Genomic DNA, 17810 nt, shown 5'->3' with positions numbered 1-17810 from the left:
GCGACATTGCATAGCGTCAGCCGAGACGGCATCGAAAATGCCGGCAAGGGCGTGATGAGACTGTGGTCGTTTCGGTGCAGATTTCACAGCCGCGTGACGCGCGCTTTTCGGATCTATGTCACTGTCGAGCAATTTGAGCGCTGACTTGACTTCATCATAGCTTAGGGGCCGCGGACCGCTCGGAAGCCAGCGCCGCGCCGGGTTCGATTCAATAGCAAACCTGTCTGATGCCCAAGAAGCGAGGATTGCGCGCTTATCGGCGTGAGTGAGACCCGGTGCTCTCAATACGTCACCAGGATCGGAAAAATGTACCCGAAGATGCAGCAGACGGGGCGGACCGATTTCTGCTGCGTGCTCGAATCCTGAAGCTGATATTTCGCCGTTATCCTTCCTCATCATCAACTCCAACCTATCCGTTGGAACCAATGCCGCCGCCTTGTGAGCGCCATTTCGAAAAAATGTCATGCGCGAAACGGCAATTCAAGAACCGCAGCGCTAATTTTTAGCACTCTCATGCCAAGAGTGCTAATTCTTTGTCTGAGTGCTCTTGAACCTGGAAACGCGGCCGGGCGGATCGACTGCTCCGGTGCACCGTTGTCAGCCAAAAGCCAGTCAGGCCGACAAACGATCGCCGAGAAAGCGCCGGAACTGACGCCAGACTGGACACTACCGTTCCAACTTGCAATCATCCGTCGAGCAGATCTTCTCATCTCTTTCCAACCGATGAACATGTCGCACGAACCCTTGTGATCTCTCAGCGGATCACGAGGAAGAGTTTTTGACCGCCGCGAACGAGTTCGAGCGCAATCGTTTCAGTCGCTCCTTCCATCGCCGCGTTCAAATCGGTGATTGTCGAGACCGGCTTGCGATTGATGGCAACGACCAGATCGCCGGGGCGAAGTCCGGCACGCGCGGCTGGGCTGCCTTCCTCGACACTGGCCACCGAGACACTGCCGGACCCTTCGTCAAATCGCGCGCCTTCCAACCGATCAGGCATCTGGGCTTTTGCTGCGCCGCGCTCGGCTTCGATGCGCAACCTTGCGGTGTTGCGCGCGCCGTCGCGCAGATAGGTAAGTGCGATCTCGGAGCCTACCTCGGCAAGGCCAATCCGGTTGCGAAGATCGGTTGAGCCAGCGATTGCGTGATCGCCGACATTGGTTATCACATCGCCGGCCTGCAACCCGGCAGCCGCAGCCGGCGAGCGCTCCTCGACGCTGCTGACAACTGCGCCCTTGGTGTCGGCAATTCCAAGCGCCTGTGCAAGATCAGGGGTCAAATCCTGGATGGCAACGCCGATGCGGCCACGGCGCACCTCGCCGTGCTCGATGAGCTGTTTCATCACCGCTGAGGCCATCGCAATCGGGACGGCAAACCCGATGCCGACGTTTCCGCCGGCCGGCGCGATGATTGCAGTATTGATCCCGACCAGGCGGCCCTCGGCGCTCACCAAGGCTCCCCCGGAATTCCCCGGGTTGATTGATGCGTCCGTTTGTATGAAGTCTTCATAACCCTCGATATTGATGCCGCTTCGTCCAAGTGCGCTCACGATCCCTGACGTGACGGTTTGGCCAAGCCCGAACGGATTGCCGATTGCAACGACGGTGTCGCCGACCCGCAGTTTGTCGGATTCGCCAAAGGGCAGCGCCGTCAAATTGTCACCGCTAATCTTCAGCAGCGCGATATCGGTCGCCTTGTCGCTCCCGATCAGCTCTGCAGAAAGCCGGCGGCGGTCCTTCAGCGTTACCATGATCTGGTCGGCGTCCGCGACGACGTGGTGGTTGGTAAGGATATAGCCTTTTGCAGCGTCGACGATGACGCCGGAGCCGGCGCTCATCCGCGGCTGCGCGTCGGGAAGGTTGAAGTAGCGGCGAAAAAAAGGATCATTGTAAAGAGGATTGGCTTCCCCGGGGGTTCCAGATCTTACGGCGATGTTGACGACGGCCGGCGTCACTTCATCGAGTACATCGGCAAGACTGCCCGCCTTGGCGGCAACGGACCCCGTTTGCGGCTCGGCCGGCAAGGCCGGCAGTGGGACCAAAACCATTAAGAATGAAACGAACGCACCAATTGCCGGTGCTGCAAAGGTCGAATACGCAGTCATCCTCGTCCCTCGCCTCTCTCGTATCCTCCTGTTGGCGCCGCCACCGACTGTTGTCGTCCCGGCGCGAGGCGACAATCGGGGTCAGGCCGCCCCCGCCCTAACGGAACGCCATCTCGCTCCGTTTAGACAAAACTGCCTTCAAGGTTGACCTTCTCGGCCATGCGGAAAAACGATTTGGTTTGGGATCAAATCGGTTTCAAGAGGCTGAGATGAAAAATTTAGCACTCGATACTGCCGAGTGCCAAATCTTGCTTTCGTTGACTTATCTGCTCAGGCAGGCCCTGGGGAAATCCGGGCCTGTCAGCATGCTACGCAGTGGACCAGGGCAATGGCTGCACAACCACAGCGCCGCACCGGCCGCAGTGCCGGCGACGACGCGGCAACAACATGAACCAAACGCCGTGGTCGTCAGCGCTGAAAAGCCAAGAACCCGAGGCTCACCGCGGAGCCCAAATACCAAATGAGGATCGCCCATTCCGCTGCTTGATGAACGACTTGACCGCAAGCGCAACAAGGGCGATGACAGCGCCGACGATGCACGACACGCTGCATAGATCTCGACGCAATAGCCAAGATGTCGGGTGACAGGGCAAGACCGACAACGGCAATGCTGTTGACGATGTCGAATGCCGATCGCCTGTTGAAAGGCTGCGCGTTTAGCATCGCTCCTTTACGGATGGTTTCATCAATGGATGCTCGAACTCGTTGAGACAAGAGGGCCTGGAGTCTCCCGGAAACCCCGCACATAGCGTATGGCCGACTGCAATGTCGGGAAGTGGAGTTCGACTTGCGTCAGCGGATCGTTATCGCCCGTCCGGCCCATCAACGGTTCGATGAAGCGCGCCCGTCGGCGTTCGAACGCAAGGCACCAGCCCTTGGCGGGGGCCGAACCAGACGTCATCACACTGCGGCCCGGCTTGAAGATGTGCGCAAGGGCATCATCTGGAAACAGCGAGAGCCCCGCTGCCCGGGTGTCTGTTTGGACATCGGTTGAGGGGATGGCGGCCAGGCCATCATCAGGCAGCGCCTGTTTTAGCGCGGATTTTTGTTGGCGAGTTGCGAGGTAAGGTCCTGCATCGTTCATCCCTCCCAGTTGGCGAAGGACAGCCAGCGGCCCCTTAGGATGCCGCTGGCTTTGAAGCGTGCTTTAGCTGTTGATCGCAATGCGCTTGACCTGCGACTGCACCTTTTCGGTCTTTGGCAGCGTAACGCTCAACACGCCATTGCGGAAGCTTGCGTCGACCTTGTCCTCCTCGACCTCACAGCCGAGCGGTATCCGACGTTCGAAGCGGCCGTAGTAGCGCTCCGAGAATTGCCGTTCTCCAACTTCGGTTTCCGAGCGCTTTTCGCCCTTCAGCGTCAGCACGCCGTTGTCCAGCAGGACCTCGACGTCCTTTTTCTCAAGACCGGGCAGCTCGGCCGCCACCTTGATCTTCTCATCCGTCTCGAAGATCTCGACATTCGGCCAGCCGCCGTTGAGGGATGGTAAGCTGCCAAAGCCGGAACGGCTGTCGAAGGAACGGAACACGTCATCGAACAGCCGGTTCATTTCACGGTGCAGCGACGGGAATGGATTGTGCGCTTTGTCGCCAATCAGTGAGGGAAACTTAGAGCCATTGTTACGGCTCCACGGGATCAAGTCACGGACGGTCATATCCAATTCTCCTTTCTGTTCGCAGAAATCACTCTTGGTGCCGGGCGATTGCCCGGCACCTGCCTGCAACGCTGGATTTGGGGTGCTTAAGCAGCCGCCTCGGCGTCGATCTGATGCACCTTCCCCTGCTGGAGTGCCGTTTCGTCTGCGATCTCGATGCGGCGCGGCTTCATCTCCTCGGGGATTTCGCGGTTCAGGTCTATCGTCAGCAGACCATTGACAAGCTTGGCTACCGTGACCTTGACATAGTCGGCAAGCTCGAAGCGACGCTCGAACATATGGCTTGGTATGCCGCGATGCAGGTACTGGATAGCATCGTTGTCAGCCTTTTCGCCCGACACGATCAGCATATTCTGCTCATGAGTGATGCTCAGATCGTCTTGCGAGAAGCCGGCCACTGCCATGACGATACGATAGTCGTCCTCGCCGGACTTCACGATGTCGTACGGGGGCCAGTTTTCTGCTGGCACCGTTTGGCTCGCAGCCTCAAGCGCGTTCAACATTCGGTCGAAGCCGACGCTCGACCGGAAGAGCGGGGAGAAATCGAAAGTGCTTCTCATAGCCATATCCTCCTTCGAAGCAACATGGATACAAGACAGCGCCAAGCCGAAGACGTCTTGACGCCTCCTTGACTCAGCCGGCCCCATTACTGGGCGACCGGGCATCTATAAATTTAATTCGAAGACAAGGGCATGCAAGAGGAAGTGTGATATTTTTGTCGCACGGCCTGCGGCGGCGACCAAGTTTGGAAGAGTTTTGGCCCGGTCGTGGGGGACGCTACACCCATAGAACAATCCGCAAAGCCTGCGGTTACATCGGTTACGACGGAGTATTTGACCGAATGCAAGCGAGTCGCGGCATGGCGCCAACGCGCAACTCACATGAAGAATGTTAGCAGGCGCCAAAACGACGATAAATATTTATCCCCATAATCTATAATTATAGTTTGGTATTTCTCTTCCTTGCCTTTCTCCGACGCTACGCTTTGAGCGTGAATTTCTTCGGCGCGAAGGCCAGGGCAAAAAGGGGCATCAACATGAATATCAAAAATCTACTGACCGCAGTCGTGATCGGCGTTGGCAGCCTGACCATCGCAGCTGCCGCTGCTGATGCAGCGGACAGGAAGGTTGTCGTGGCTTATCAGACCGACGCCCTTCCCTCGTCCGTGGCCATCGCCAATGGCGACTTTGCGAAGGAGACCGGATACGAAATCGACTTCCGCAAATTCAATTCCGGCGCCGAGATCTTCGCCGCCATCGCCTCCGGTGACGTACAGATCGGCTATGTCGGCTCGAGCCCGTTTGCAGCCGCGGCCTCACGCGGGCTGGAGGTCAAGGCCTTCTACCTCTCGTCGATCTCGGGCATCGACGAAGCGCTGGTCGTGCGCAACGACGCGGGCATTGAGAGCCTCGATGATCTGAGGGGCAAGAAGCTTGCAGCAGCGCCGGTTTCCACCGATCACTATCAACTGCTCGCGCTTATCAAATCACTTGGCCTGTCCGAGAGGGATGTTCAGGTCTTCGCAATTCCTCAGCCTGAGATCGTTGCGAGCTATAACCGCGGCGACATCGACGGCGGCTTCGTCTGGGATCCGGCGCTGACCGAACTCAAGAAGAACGGCAAGGTGCTCGTTACATCCAAGGATGTCGCCGACAAGGGCGCGCCGACTTTCTCCGCCTGGGTGGCGACATCGCAATTTGCGGCAGACAATCCCAAATTCCTGAAGAGCTTCGCTTCGGTCATCACTAAGAACTATGCGTCGTTCGCAGCCGACAAGGCGGCATGGGGTCCAGATAGCGACAATGCCAAGTCGCTTGCCAAGCTCCTGGGGGGCACCGCTGAACAGCAGGCTGCGGCTCTCAAGAACCTGACGCTCTTGACGCCAGAGGTGCAGGCGTCCGACGCCTGGCTTGGCGGCGGCGAGAAGTCTGGCGCGGCGAAGATCCTCAAGGACACCGCAACCTTCCTGAAAGAACAGGGCAAAGTGTCGGAGGTCCTGCCGAACTACAACAACTTTGTCACCGCCGACGCGCTGAACAACGCCACGAACTGATCCCTCCCTGACGCTGGCGCGCAATCCGGTGCGCCGGCGTCGAACCTTATGGAAATGACCGATGCTGAAAGTCGATCGTGCCAGCGTTTTCTTTGCCGCCCGCGATGGCCGAACCGTTCATGCGCTGGATCGGGTATCGTTCGATATCCCCGAGAGCGGTTTCGTCGTCGCGCTCGGCGCTTCGGGGTGCGGCAAGTCCACCCTTCTCAACGCCATCGCAGGGTTCCTTCCGCTCTCGGAAGGAGCGATCACACTCGATGGCCGCGCCGTCCAGCGCCCTGGCGCCGATCGCGGCGTCGTATTCCAAAAGGATTCGCTTCTTCCATGGACGTCCGTCGTCGAAAACGTGGCTCTCGGTTTGAAGTTCGCTGGCGTCAAGAGGCAGGCGCGAAATGACCTGGCATTGGAATTGCTCCGCCTCGTCGGCCTTGCCGAATTCGCCAAATCCTTTCCCTACGAGCTTTCCGGCGGCATGCGCCAGCGCGTCGGAATCGCGCGTGCTCTCGCGACCGATCCGGACATCCTGTTGATGGACGAGCCCTTCGGCGCGCTCGACAGCCTGACGCGGGAGCAGATGCAGGAACTATTGGTTTCTGTCTGGGCGAAAACGGCCAAAAAAGTCTTCTTCATCACCCATTCGATCGAAGAAGCGCTGTTTCTCGGCACTCAGGTGCTCTTGATGTCGCCGCGGCCGGGCCGCGTCATAGCGCATTTCGATCTCGACTTCGTAAAGCGCTTTGCCGAAACCGGCGATGCCCGCTCCATCAAGGCCTCGCCGGAGTTCGCGGAGTTACGCGAGGAGATCCGCAGCATTCTTCATCGAAGCGACGATTTCAGGAGCGCCGCGTGAGCGAGATAACAGATACGTCATCACTCGCCACTGTGCTTGCGAGGCCGCAGGTCAAGGTCGTGAAAATGGCGAGTTTCGGCGTCGGCGAACAGCCGACGGTTTCGATCAGCATCGCAACGGGAGTGGCGATTGTCGTTCTCTGGTGGCTCGTCTCAGAACTCGGTCTCGTTCCACATCTTTTCCTTCCGCGGCCTGACGAGGTCCTCACTCAGATCAGCGTCGTCTATCGCGATGGTTATGCGGGTGCGTCTCTGTTCGAGCATATTCGCGCCAGCCTGTTCCGCATCGTCGTTGCCGGGATCGTCGCGGTTGCCGCGGGCATTCCGCTGGGGCTACTGATGGGGCTCAATCGTTGGGCAAAGGGCATTCTCGATACGCCAATCGAGTTCTACTGGCCGCTTCCTCCCCTCTCCTATCTACCTTTAATGATCATCTGGCTCGGCATTGGCGAAACATCGAAAATCACGTTGCTGGTGCTCGCGATGTTCGCTCCCATCTGCCTATCGGCCCAGGCCGGTGTCCGCTCCTTGCCGATCGAGCGCGTCAACGCGGCCCGCTCGCTGGGTGCAAGCCGCCTGCAGCTTTTCATAGATATCGTACTGCCATCGGCACTGCCTGAAATCTTGACTGGAGTGCGAATCGCCGTCGGCATCGGCTGGGGAACCCTTGTCGCTGCCGAGTTGATCGCCTCCACACGCGGTATCGGCTTCATGATCATGTCGGCCTCCCAATTCCTCGCAACCGACGTCGTCTTCGTTGGCATCGGCATTATCGCCATCTGCGCTTTCGCATTTTCCGCCGCGATCCGGTTTTTGGAGGCTCTGCTCGTGCCTTGGAAGGGGAAACTTTGATGAAGCATAGACGGACAGCGGGTGAGAAAGCCACGGAATGACAGACGATATTCCGGATCATTCGGACCGCCCGTCACAAAAACGCTGGCCACGAGCGTTCTGGCTCGCTTGGGCGGCATTGATTGCGTTGCCGGTCGTTTTCATCTGGATCTGGGCGGATTAGTTTTCAGAGAGCTTACTGCCTTGGCGGCGCTTCCACCTTAACCGACCTCAAAAACGCAGGAATTGACTGATGGTTCACAGGGGTCAGATTGTATCCGCCGAGAGCTGCAGCAGGACGCTTGCCGGGTCTGCATCGCTCACGCTGCCGCTGGAAATATGAATGCGGATAACCGGAACTTGTGGGCAATCTTCGCAAGGAACGCCGGTGGTCGCCGGATCGACGGTGCTGCGTAGCCGCACGTAACATCCGCTCACGGAGCGCGGCGCGAAGCTCTCGGGCCTTCGCTCGGTGCCCAGGCTTCCGGGACCAGGCCGGCTCGAAGCAGATGCGCCAGCACCGTCGCATCGATCTTGTCCGTCTTTGATCTTGGCGTTGGCGATCGCCCAGGCATCAACGCCGATGACAGCCGAGGGATCCTCATGTATGGTCACCGCCCGGTGGGGTACCGGCACTCAGTAGGACTTCGGCCCGGTGCACGGTTCAATGGTAGCATGCGAGTTGGGCAATGTGGGAGTTCGCGGATGCTTGAGTTGTTGGCCTTGGAGCCCGAATGCTTCTACTGGGCGAGACGCAGGGAAACCGGAGGCGCCTGGGAAGTCGTGCAAATTTCAACAGTTTTCGGCGCCGGCCGCGACTATTGGACGGTCGCCAGAACCGGATCGGATGTCCACCACATGGTGGACGACTTCGAATTTCTGGCGCGGGTTGCCTTACCGGAAGCCGATATCATTTCTCTATCGCAGGCCGCCGAGTGAGCATCGAATCGTAGCAAGGCGACGGCGGCCGGCGTTGGCTCCATCCGAATTTCGTCCGCCCCCCAGCGTCTATTGCATGCCGAGCCTACCGAACTGGCCGGCCGGCGCTTGGCTGCGATCGGCGACGTGAGCGATGATGGGCAACGAAACCGATCTTCCCGCCGCGAAAAAGGGTACGCTTGCTTGGCGTATCGCTGTCCTCGCCGGAACGGCGGGCTTCTCGCCCTCGCAAAGCGCGCAGACGAGCCGCTGCTCTTCATCGGCGAGGATTTTTCGCAGACCGATATCGAGGCTGCATAGTGAGGTGAAGCTACTGGGGTTTCCGATCAAGACCTGCCTGAGATCGTCCCTCCCGGCACCGGCGCATTTGGATCTTACCAATAGCACGCGCGGATATCTGGAGGCGGCGAGCTCCGCCACGACCCGCAAGGCCTGAGCCAGCGACTGGAAGCATTTTGGAGTCTGGCGCCGCGTTCGGACCTCTCTCCCTCTCGCCATCCTCAAAGGATCGGCCTCGATATCGCCGGCTGCGCCTCCGGCACGGCCGGGCACGGCGCCACAGCGAATTTCTGTGTTAACAATCGAACGTCGCTCTTCTCGCTGTCCCGGCTTCCTCGAAGAAGCGTAGGATCGCATTCGATGGCTGATCAGCGAGAACATCGGCTTGTTCCGAACATCACATCCGAATTGAGCATCAGACGAGGAGCGGCGCCAGCGCGTACGGAAGTGAAAACGACTTCGTCGGCTCGTCTTGACGCGCAACGGCAGGAGCATCAACGCGAGTGGTGCATCATTCCGAGGGCCACTTTCTTGGTCATGGCCGGGTAAGTGACGTGTAACTATGGGCTCGCCCCGTGCGGTTGCGTTGTCGGCACGCGTCACAGGATCGATGATGGAACAGACAGCGCTGACTGACGTTTGGCAGCGTGACCGATCACGGTCTCGATGGAGGAAACACCTAATGGCATCAACTGAAAAGAAGCAGGGAAGTAGCTCAGGCAAGGGCGAAAAGAGCGCATCCAGCTCCTCGCCCTCGAAGTCTTCTTCGTCCGGAAAGCAGGGCGGTTCTCGCGAACAGCATGTCAAAGCGGGTCAGCAGAGCCACAAGACCTCAAAGTAGCCACTCACCCGATGGAGTGGAGCCCGCGGTTGATCCGCGGGCTCCCAGCGCCAGCCTGCAACAATTTCTATACCGACGATAGGCACGCGGCGGCCACTTCGCCATGTCGCCGGTTGAGGTGAGCGGCTCGACCATCGCCCAGTTGAACGGCACCTGCGGCATTCGTCGAACGGCTGCACGTTCCAGCCACCGTAAAGATTTGGCTTTCAGGCTGCATTTTACAGCAGCTCTTCGACGCCGGATCGACTGACCCCATGACGAGCGGGCCTCTGGACCTCTTTATTATCGAGCACGCAACCGCCCTCCACACCCCGCTATCACCGCCGGTGATCAGTTGCTCGTCGCGACGAGGTCCGACGCGTCGCAGCTGCGCCGCGGCCCTTCCCATGGTTGATACGTATTGTCTTCCGGTCGATACGACTTGTATCGAGCGGCGCACCGGGCTGCCGCCTGTGTATTCATTTTCGTGCCGACGCGTTCATTAGCTTCGGCGACAATTCGATGGAACGGCGAAAAGCACTCGCGGGTCTCACCGCTATAGGATCGATAGCTATTGGTCGCGGGATTGAAGGAGCGGTAGCGTTCCGCACACCAAGCAAGGTGTTCGGTCGAAAGTTTTGGTTGCGTTGTCTGACGTTCGGTTGACGGGCGAGCGGAATCCGGCCTCGCTCTTGAGGTCATAGTCGCCGACGCTTCGGTGACATAGCTCGAATAGAGAGGCGGAATTCGTTCATAGCGCTGCTGCCGAGGATCGACTTTCACCGGCCTCGTCGTCCATAGATCACCGGCTGCAAGGTCATTGAAAGCATGAGGTTCGGCACCCCCCACGACGTGTGACGCGACAGATGCGGCGGCTACGCACGCCCCGACCGAGCTGACGATTCCGAAAACAATGGATGCGATGGCTTTCATCTTCCCGACCCCCTGCTATTGAGTCTGTGGAACCAGACGCGCCCGGCGGTACTCCTATGTCGGCCGCTGGTGGCGAAAGGCGCCGCCGGAATGCCGGCACTTGCCAGCAGGATGGCGAGCGGCACGGTCAGATCACTGGATTTCTCTTCGGAATAGATCATTGTTCCTTCTCCTCGGCCCTGGCGGCGGAGGGCACCGCCGGGGGGCGGCCTTTCGTGACCGCTGCCAACGAACGACCTGGGTAAGGGGTCGTTCCACGCCCCAGGACCTCAGTCTGACAGACCCCGGCCTTTGGTCTGAAACCCACTTCAATGTGCGTTGCTGGCGCTATTTGCGGATCGTAAGGCGCTGCGGTCGCGGACACAGGCAGGAGATCGAAGGAGATGGCATGATCCAACCGCCGGGAAGCTGGACGCAGGCGCCTGGCGATGCGTCTGCCGCAGATGCGGAAAGCTGATAATGGGAGCTCGCGACCTGTGGAAGTTCGAGCTCTTCGAGCCCTCCAGATGGAGTCGAGTCGCGCGACTCTCTTCCGGGGCGAGCATTCAAATTCGAACCTGGTGCGCACTGGATCCTTCTGTTGGGTGTGACGCAACCGAACTCTATGACACGACGATCATTCCTCGAGCCCTTTGTCGACAGGCGCCATCGAGCTTTCGTTGAGCAATTGCGAGATCGCGGTGACCAGCTGCGCGAGGGCGAATGGCTTCTGAAGCATGACACTCTTCGGAACACCTTTTGATGCCCACTCGGCGGAACTGTCCCCACTCGTGTAAACGACAGGCATCCCCGGCGCGATTTCGCGCGCAGCGCGGGCCACCTCCCAGCCGTCCGGCCCGTCTCCCAACCGGATATCGGAGATCAACCCTTGCACGGGCGGATCGGCCGCGCCCAGATACTGCATGGCCTTCCTTCCGTCAGATACCGTATGCACCTCGAATCCCGCGTCGGTGAGCACGTGTTGGAAGACCTGCAGCACCGAAGCGTCATCATCGACGAGCAATATTGTGATCGGCTGCATCTGGCATCCCTCGGAAAGCAAAGACTCGCTCGGCAACGCGCGATAGATGAAACGGTTCCACTGAACTGTCGTATCGAAATGCGAGCGCAGGGCGTTTGCTGCCCTGCAATCGCATCCATCCGCGATATTCGGTCAGAGCGCCTTTAGCGGCTGTCCCTGGCGACAAGAAGCCCCGCGACCATTGCCATTTTATTGGCGCTTGCCGAACAATCGAGTCTGCCCATCTAAGTTCATGGCTCGAATCGAACAAGTACAATGGAAGAGGTATGGAAAATGCGGATAGAACACGCTTTCCTTTTCGATCTCGACGGCACGTTAGTCGACAGCGTTTACCAACACGTCCTAGCCTGGAAAGAAGCACTCGAGGCCGAGAGCATCGAACTATCCATCTGGCGGATCCATAGAAAGATCGGGATGAGCGGGGGACTATTCACCAATCAGTTGCTTCGTGAAACCGGGATCGAGATTACTGACGAGAAGAACGAACGGTTGCGTCAGCTTCATGCGGCCGCGTATCGCCGACTGGGAGCGCAAATAAAACCGCTGCCTGGGGCGAGCGAACTCCTTCAATGGCTTTCGAGTGAGAATATCCCCTACGCGATTGCAACAAGCGGCCGTATGGAGACCGCCGCAGTCAATATAGCGGCACTTGGCGTCGATCCGGGATCGTTTCCCGTGATCACACGCGATCAGGTGAAATATGCCAAGCCGGATCCGGATCTATTTGTCGCTGCGGCCGAGGCCTTAGGGGTTGCGATCGAAAAATCCATTGTTGTCGGGGACAGTATCTGGGACATGCTGGCGGCTACCCGATGCAGGGCGCTCGGCGTCGGGTTGCTGAGTGGAGGCTACGGCCGCGAGGAACTCCGGGATGCTGGAGCGATCCGGGTATACGAGGATCCTGCCGATCTGCTCTATCATGTCGACGAAGTGGGAGGGCGGCGATAGGTAGCTCCGCCACCGTTGGCACCTCACCCAGGCAGATCGCAACAGCTATTATGTTGGCGATGTTGGTGGATACACGGACGCCGGACATATCAGGACGAAGCGCTCATCGCCTGACTTCCCCCGGCGCAATCAATGTTTGTCATCCGGCGCTTTGACGTCGAGGAAGCTAGCCAGACCATCGTATTCTCGTTCATCAGGCAAGACCCGTTTGGTTCTCGCCCCGTCGTACATCTCATTGCAGCCTAAGTGGCTAGTCATCGACGGGGCCGCCGGTCCCGTGATCAAGGGATTTTCTGAATTCCACCCGAAGACTTTCGAGGATTTCCTTGCGGGAGTGGCCGTGAGTATAGAAGTCTACGACCCGCGTCACAAAGCCTTGATGATCTGGAGAAATTTCAGTTCATTGAATGCATCGGTGATGATCGCCTGGAGTGCTCGAGGTCGTCAACATAAATCGCGAAATCACAAAGCACGCCCAATTCCCACCCCGCAGACAAAGGCAGGGAGTGTCAGTCATCTCCCAGCCGGCCCTAAGCGGCTGAACCAAGCCATGATAGCGCGAATGCGTCCCAGGATTTAATGAAATTCCGGGCACCTCAAACCAAGGGGCGACGCTCCTCCAAGCGGCCTCTCGGAACACAAGGCGAGGTATTTAACGGCATAAAAATCGGAACTCAGAGCCGCTTTGCACATTTATGAAGCAAGTACGCCGAGCGAATACGCGAATACGCCGCTCACTCTCGCTCGGTTTCGAGCGGCAAAATCTGTGACGTCCTCCCAAACCCGCCCGTAACTCGGGCGGGTTTGGTTTGGCAGCGACATTGCCAGGACGAATGGTTGACTGACGAGTGGGCGTCCTCGTCGCTGCATGTGCGTTTTGACCGCCACGCCTCGTCGCGGACGAAGCCGTTCTATTCATGCTCTCTGTGGCGCGAGACCTTCTCGCGGTTTCCGCAGGTCCGCATGCTGCACCAGCGGCGCTTGCCGCCGCGCGACGTGTCCAGGAACAACCAGCCGCAACGGGGGCAGGAATGCAACCTTTCGCGCGGCAAGGTGAAGAAGCCTTCGATCGAGAGCATGGCAAGGACGGCGGAAACGGCGTCGGGGTCCCGCCACCGGGCAAGGGCCAGGTCGGGTCTTGTGCCGTTCAGTCCCACCGCCCCGCCGGAAAGTCCGCTTGCTGCGCACTCGAAAAGGAAGCCCAACGCTTCCGTCGCGGGCGGCTCTTTCGCGGCAATCGATCCGAAGATCCGAGCCGATGCCTCCCTTATCGCATGGATCCGCTCCACGAAAGGCTCGCCTCCTATCCCGGCGACCGCTTCGGCCTTGCGAGCGCCGGCAAGCCCGGACGCCTTGAGCCAGTTTCCGATGTCCCGGGCAGATTTGAGCAGCTCGTTGTCGGGCTCGGGCACCCTCCGGTTGAACACGGCGTTCGCGAGGTCGAGGGCGGGATGCCCGCCAATGAAGTGCTCTTGCACCCGTTTCGTCTGCGTGCTCGCCACGGAACATAACCTCTTTTTGCGTGTTATCCGGTTACAAGGTTCGTAACCGCTATTATAGCGATATCCGGTTTCGATGCCAGACGATGCTCCTGTCAAAGCGTGAGAAGGAGAAATGAGAGATGCCAAACTATCGCCACAAGACCCGCCACGAGACCGTCAATGTCCAAGGCTTGGACATCTTCTACCGGCATGCTGGAGACCCGGACATGCCGGCGATCCTGCTGCTGCATGGCTACCCGACGTCGTCCTACATGTATCGCAACCTCATCGAGCCATTGGCAGAAACCGCCTATGTCGTCGCCCCGGACCTGCCCGGTTTCGGCTACTCCTCCGCGCCATCCGCCGATGCTTACGACTACACGTTCGATAACATTGCCGACACGATCGACGCGTTCCTCGCTGCTCTGGACCTCCAGAGGTTCTTCCTGTTTGTCCACGATTTCGGCACGCCCGTGGGCTATCATCTCGCGACGCGCCGGCCGGACCGCATCCGTGGCCTGATCGTCCAGAACGGCAATGCCCATGACGAGGGGCTGGGGCCAGGTTGGGACGCTCCGAAGGCGTTCTTTGCCGATCCCACCGAGGAAAATAGGGCGAAGCTTCCCGACTGGATGAATTTCGAGACAACCCGCTACCAGTATATCGGAGAACAGCCGGAGCGCCTGATGCGTCTCTATCCTCCAGAGGGCTGGCATCTCGACTGGGAGCGCCTTTCACGGCCCGGAAACATCGACATCCAATTTAAGATCTTCTCCGACTACGGGTCGCACATCGAGCGTTTCCCGGCCATACGGGCCTACCACCGCGAGCACCAGCCGCCGTGCCTTCTGCTTTGGGGCAGGCACGACCCCTTCTTTGATATCAACGAGATCATGGCATACAACCGCATCCTTGATGCGCTGGAAATCCACGTCTTCGAAAGCGGACACCAGCTGTTGGAAACCCATCACAGAGAATGCGCGGCTCTTGTGAGCCGCTTCATGCTCGACGTGGACGCGGGGCGAGCTTAGATTCCTCCAAGCGACGGCATCGCGAGCATGACCGTGGCGGGCATCATCGGTTTTCTGGGTTGGCCTACCTGCCGCTCCGGATAGCCGAGCCAGCGCTTGATGAGCCCCGCCAATGTGAGACCGGTGCAGCTTTGAGGGGAGCGGTGCGTGATCGGTCTGCGGAACATCGCCGAGCGTGCCGTCTTTAGCTAGCATCCACGATCCAGGAGGATATCCGCATGCCCAAATTCATCACCATCGGATAAGGCGATCAGGCGGGATATGACCGTACTGAAGCGGCGGTGCGCGACAAGGCTCACGCGCATGACAAGGAACTTCAGGACAAAGGGGTCCTGATGGGGATCGCCGGCTCCCCGGTTCAGGTCCGAAACCACGCTGTCGCGAAAATCAAAACGACCCAAGGGCCGTTTCTGCAATCGCCCCTGCCACTCGCCGGCTTCGCCGTCATCGAAGCGGACAGCCTTCAAGACGCAATCGACATGGTTTCGTGGACACCCTGCGCTGTCGCGCAAGGGGTCGTGGAAGTATGGCCGTTGGAGCAACCGAAGTAAGTCGCGGATCAAGTTGACCGCACATCGCTCTTGGGAGGCAGGAAGAATGTTCGTTGTCCTGGGCGCAACAGGTCACATCGGATCGGTCGTTGCCGAAACCCTTTTGAACGAAGGGCATGAGGTTACCGCCGTCACGCGGGACACCGCAAAGGCGGCCTCTCTGAAGTCAAAAGGCGCGCAGATCGCCGTGATTGACGTTGGCGATACGCCAGCACTTCGCGCTGTGTTTCGCCGTGGTCGTCGCGCTTTTCTTCTCAATTCCCCGGCGCCCATCGATATGGACACCGATGCCGAGGAAAATCGCACCGCGGCAAGTATCGCCGAAGCCGTCGAGGGATCGGGTCTGGAGAAGGTCCTTGTCGAGTCCACCTACGGTGCACAGCCCGGCAACGTGATCGGCGATCTTTCCGTGCTCTGGAACTTCGAAACAAGTGTCGGCTCCTCCAAAAGCCCGATGGCAATCAATCGAGGCGCGTTTTATTTCACCAATCTCGACATGCTTCTCGACGGCGCCCGGGAAGGCACGATCCCGACGATGTTTCCGGCCGACCTCAAGATTCCGATGGTCGTGCCTTGCGATCTAGGTGCCGCCGCCGCCAGGCGTCTGACAACCGGCCTCGATGAGATCGGCATTCGATATGTCGAAGGACCGGAGCGGTATTCGTTCGACGACATAGCGATCGCCTTCGCCAACGCTCTCGGTCCTGCCGTCAACGCAAAAACGATCGAGCGAGCGGACTGGGAGACGAGTTTCCGGGGCATGGGCTTTTCAGAGACCGCCGCGCGAGCCTATGCCAGGATGACGGCCGCAACGGTTGATCGTCTCGAACTGCCCCGATCTCCTTCGCGAGGATCAATCAGTCTCCAGACCTACATTTCTGAACTGGTAAGATCGCGGGTCTCTTGGGGTACCTAATGTCTCGGATGACGGGAGGGTTGATGCGATCGTCTCAAGGACGTCATTGCCGGATCACTCAACATCGCAACCCGTCATACCCACCCAGACACGACCAAAATTTTAGAGGAAGGACTTAGTCGACACCGGCATTGTGCCGTAGATAGCCAAAGGGGCGCTCCCCTGATCCCGCACCTCTGTTCCTTGCCATGAATGGCGGACGCATGGCATTAAAGTCCGAGAAGCAAAGCGGCCCGCGAAGGACCGCTTGCGCAGGCGGCGTCGTGGCCGGTATCGCTGCCAACTACGCGGTGGCGGGGCTTTGCAACCTGCTCAGCAGATACTCGATCGAGCGCCAAACGGAGTTGCGTTCCGCCTAGCTTTCGACTGGCTTTAGCCAAGCTCATCTTGTCGCAGCGCTGCCGCAAGCGATTTGTCCGTGACAATCGCGTAAGATCCAAATTGTCCGCGGATATCATATAAGCCCCGTTCAGATCCGCCTTATGTGCCATGTAATCGCCTCCGTAGGTGGACGGAAAACTAGGAAGTGTGGTGTGCATGGTTCCAAGGATTGAGGATACTCACGCCAGTCGGCTCAAAATCAGCGGCGTTGCGCGTTACGACCGTCATGCCGTGGACAAGAGCTGTTGCCGCAATATACGCATCGTTGATCGGTTGGGGATCTGGAACGTGTAACCTGGCCGCCATCCTCGCGACGGCGCTATCCACCGCCAGGATCCGATCTTCGAAGGCCGGCAAAACTTGCGTTTCAAGCCAGCCTCTAAAAATAGTGCCCTGTTCCACATCGCGGCGTTCCTTTTGCAAAACACCGATTTCAAGCTCATGAATTGTGACTGCCGATATGAAAAGGGTTGCCGTCTCCAGCGTTTCGACCCACCGCGCAACATTGGGATCAGCTTTGCCAAGCCGAACCTTGCGCAGTTCGGAAATGACGTTTGTATCCAGCAACAACATCAATCAAGGTCCACCGGCGCCGCACGCTCAAGACGCGACGGAATTTCCAGGTCAATGTCAGCAAGTCGAGGCATGGCAAGCAGATCCGCAATATTCTGCCTTTTCCCGGTAAGACGATGATAGTCCTCGATGCTCAGCAGAACCTGCGCTGTTCTTCCCCGGTTCGTGATGAACACCGGCCCTTGGCGCGTCGCCTTCTGCGCCTGATTGGCGTTTTGCTGAAATTCGCGGCTCGATATGGTTGTGATTGACATGGCAACACTCCTCGCGAATACTTAATGTTGACACATTAGAACATAGCGAGCGTATTGCAAGCTTTAAAGGCCCAGAACGGCTCCCACCGATTTAACATGGTATGGCGGCCGCGTTAGATCCGGCCCTACCGGGCGCTGTTCACAAGGACATCACGGGTCGTTTGCCGTAGAGGCGACCCGAATGACAAGATCGCC

The 17810-nt window shown here is 58.7% G+C and carries 18 protein-coding genes and 1 pseudogene; 8 read left to right on the top strand and 11 right to left on the bottom strand.

Going from position 1 to position 17810, the window contains the following annotated elements; genetic code table 11:
* Positions 1-754: 754 nt before the first annotated feature.
* From ACZ9DP_RS03690 to ACZ9DP_RS03675, 4 genes are all read right to left on the bottom strand, one after another.
* A complete protein-coding gene (locus tag ACZ9DP_RS03690) occupies positions 755-2101 on the bottom strand; it encodes a Do family serine endopeptidase (protein WP_476200316.1) in 1347 nt (448 codons plus the stop codon).
* A 685-nt stretch (positions 2102-2786) separates the two neighbouring features.
* Complete coding sequence (locus ACZ9DP_RS03685) at positions 2787-3185, bottom strand: NADH dehydrogenase ubiquinone Fe-S protein 4 (RefSeq protein WP_476200314.1); 399 nt, start codon at positions 3183-3185, stop codon at positions 2787-2789.
* 63 nt (positions 3186-3248) lie between these two features.
* Complete coding sequence (locus ACZ9DP_RS03680; protein WP_476200312.1) at positions 3249-3755, bottom strand: Hsp20/alpha crystallin family protein; 507 nt, start codon at positions 3753-3755, stop codon at positions 3249-3251.
* A gap of 86 nt (positions 3756-3841) precedes the next feature.
* A complete protein-coding gene (locus tag ACZ9DP_RS03675) occupies positions 3842-4315 on the bottom strand; it encodes an Hsp20 family protein (RefSeq protein ID WP_476200310.1) in 474 nt (157 codons plus the stop codon).
* A 476-nt stretch (positions 4316-4791) separates the two neighbouring features.
* Between ACZ9DP_RS03675 and tauA the strand changes: the two genes are divergently transcribed.
* From tauA to ACZ9DP_RS03660, 3 genes are all read left to right on the top strand, one after another.
* Positions 4792-5808, top strand: a complete 1017-nt coding sequence (tauA, locus tag ACZ9DP_RS03670; RefSeq protein ID WP_476200308.1) for a taurine ABC transporter substrate-binding protein — start codon at positions 4792-4794, stop codon at positions 5806-5808.
* 61 nt (positions 5809-5869) lie between these two features.
* Positions 5870-6658 (top strand): taurine ABC transporter ATP-binding protein, encoded by a 789-nt coding sequence (locus ACZ9DP_RS03665; protein WP_476200306.1) that lies wholly within the window; start codon positions 5870-5872, stop codon positions 6656-6658.
* Between the two features lie 65 nt (positions 6659-6723).
* Positions 6724-7509 (top strand): ABC transporter permease subunit, encoded by a 786-nt coding sequence (locus ACZ9DP_RS03660; RefSeq protein ID WP_476202193.1) that lies wholly within the window; start codon positions 6724-6726, stop codon positions 7507-7509.
* 381 nt (positions 7510-7890) lie between these two features.
* Here the strand turns inward: ACZ9DP_RS03660 and ACZ9DP_RS03655 are convergent.
* A pseudogene (locus ACZ9DP_RS03655) lies at positions 7891-8055 on the bottom strand (IS110 family transposase); the annotation flags it as partial.
* Positions 8056-8193: 138 nt separating this feature from the next.
* Between ACZ9DP_RS03655 and ACZ9DP_RS03650 the strand changes: the two are divergent.
* Complete coding sequence (locus ACZ9DP_RS03650; RefSeq protein ID WP_476200304.1) at positions 8194-8427, top strand: hypothetical protein; 234 nt, start codon at positions 8194-8196, stop codon at positions 8425-8427.
* Positions 8428-9877: 1450 nt separating this feature from the next.
* Here the strand turns inward: ACZ9DP_RS03650 and ACZ9DP_RS03645 are convergent.
* The 3 genes from ACZ9DP_RS03645 to ACZ9DP_RS03635 all read right to left on the bottom strand — a co-directional run bounded on the left by ACZ9DP_RS03645 (position 9878) and on the right by ACZ9DP_RS03635 (position 11480).
* Positions 9878-10459, bottom strand: coding sequence for a BA14K family protein (locus tag ACZ9DP_RS03645; RefSeq protein WP_476200302.1), 582 nt, complete (start codon positions 10457-10459; stop codon positions 9878-9880).
* Positions 10456-10620 (bottom strand): hypothetical protein, encoded by a 165-nt coding sequence (locus tag ACZ9DP_RS03640; RefSeq protein WP_194730532.1) that lies wholly within the window; start codon positions 10618-10620, stop codon positions 10456-10458. The genes ACZ9DP_RS03645 and ACZ9DP_RS03640 overlap by 4 nt, the downstream gene beginning before the upstream one ends.
* 455 nt (positions 10621-11075) lie before the next feature.
* A complete protein-coding gene (locus tag ACZ9DP_RS03635; RefSeq protein WP_476200300.1) occupies positions 11076-11480 on the bottom strand; it encodes a response regulator in 405 nt (134 codons plus the stop codon).
* Between the two features lie 273 nt (positions 11481-11753).
* Between ACZ9DP_RS03635 and ACZ9DP_RS03630 the strand changes: the two genes are divergently transcribed.
* Positions 11754-12428: an HAD family hydrolase gene (locus ACZ9DP_RS03630; RefSeq protein ID WP_476200298.1), complete on the top strand. Its 675-nt coding sequence runs from the start codon at positions 11754-11756 to the stop codon at positions 12426-12428.
* 911 nt (positions 12429-13339) lie between these two features.
* Here ACZ9DP_RS03630 and ACZ9DP_RS03625 read toward each other — a convergent pair.
* On the bottom strand, positions 13340-13930 hold the full coding sequence (locus ACZ9DP_RS03625) for a CGNR zinc finger domain-containing protein (protein WP_476200296.1): 591 nt from the start codon (positions 13928-13930) through the stop codon (positions 13340-13342).
* Positions 13931-14049: 119 nt separating this feature from the next.
* Between ACZ9DP_RS03625 and ACZ9DP_RS03620 the strand changes: the two genes are divergently transcribed.
* The 3 genes from ACZ9DP_RS03620 to ACZ9DP_RS03610 all read left to right on the top strand — a co-directional run bounded on the left by ACZ9DP_RS03620 (position 14050) and on the right by ACZ9DP_RS03610 (position 16407).
* On the top strand, positions 14050-14940 hold the full coding sequence (locus tag ACZ9DP_RS03620; protein WP_476200294.1) for an alpha/beta fold hydrolase: 891 nt from the start codon (positions 14050-14052) through the stop codon (positions 14938-14940).
* A 281-nt stretch (positions 14941-15221) separates the two neighbouring features.
* The gene (locus ACZ9DP_RS03615; RefSeq protein ID WP_476200292.1) at positions 15222-15491 is read left to right on the top strand and encodes a YciI family protein; all 270 of its coding nucleotides are present in this window, start codon (positions 15222-15224) and stop codon (positions 15489-15491) included.
* A 46-nt stretch (positions 15492-15537) separates the two neighbouring features.
* Positions 15538-16407, top strand: a complete 870-nt coding sequence (locus tag ACZ9DP_RS03610) for an NAD(P)H-binding protein (protein ID WP_476200291.1) — start codon at positions 15538-15540, stop codon at positions 16405-16407.
* Positions 16408-16926: 519 nt separating this feature from the next.
* On the opposite strand, the gene ACZ9DP_RS03605 is transcribed toward ACZ9DP_RS03610, so the two are convergent.
* Together ACZ9DP_RS03605 and ACZ9DP_RS03600 are read right to left on the bottom strand one after the other, a co-directional pair.
* Complete coding sequence (locus ACZ9DP_RS03605; RefSeq protein ID WP_476200290.1) at positions 16927-17361, bottom strand: PIN domain-containing protein; 435 nt, start codon at positions 17359-17361, stop codon at positions 16927-16929.
* A complete protein-coding gene (locus tag ACZ9DP_RS03600) occupies positions 17361-17615 on the bottom strand; it encodes a type II toxin-antitoxin system prevent-host-death family antitoxin (RefSeq protein ID WP_476200288.1) in 255 nt (84 codons plus the stop codon). Before ACZ9DP_RS03600 ends, ACZ9DP_RS03605 begins: the two co-directional genes overlap by 1 nt.
* Positions 17616-17810: the final 195 nt, after the last annotated feature.

The organism is Rhizobium sp. USDA 4016, assembly GCF_056279705.1.
This window is presented reverse-complemented; position numbering and strand designations above follow the sequence as displayed.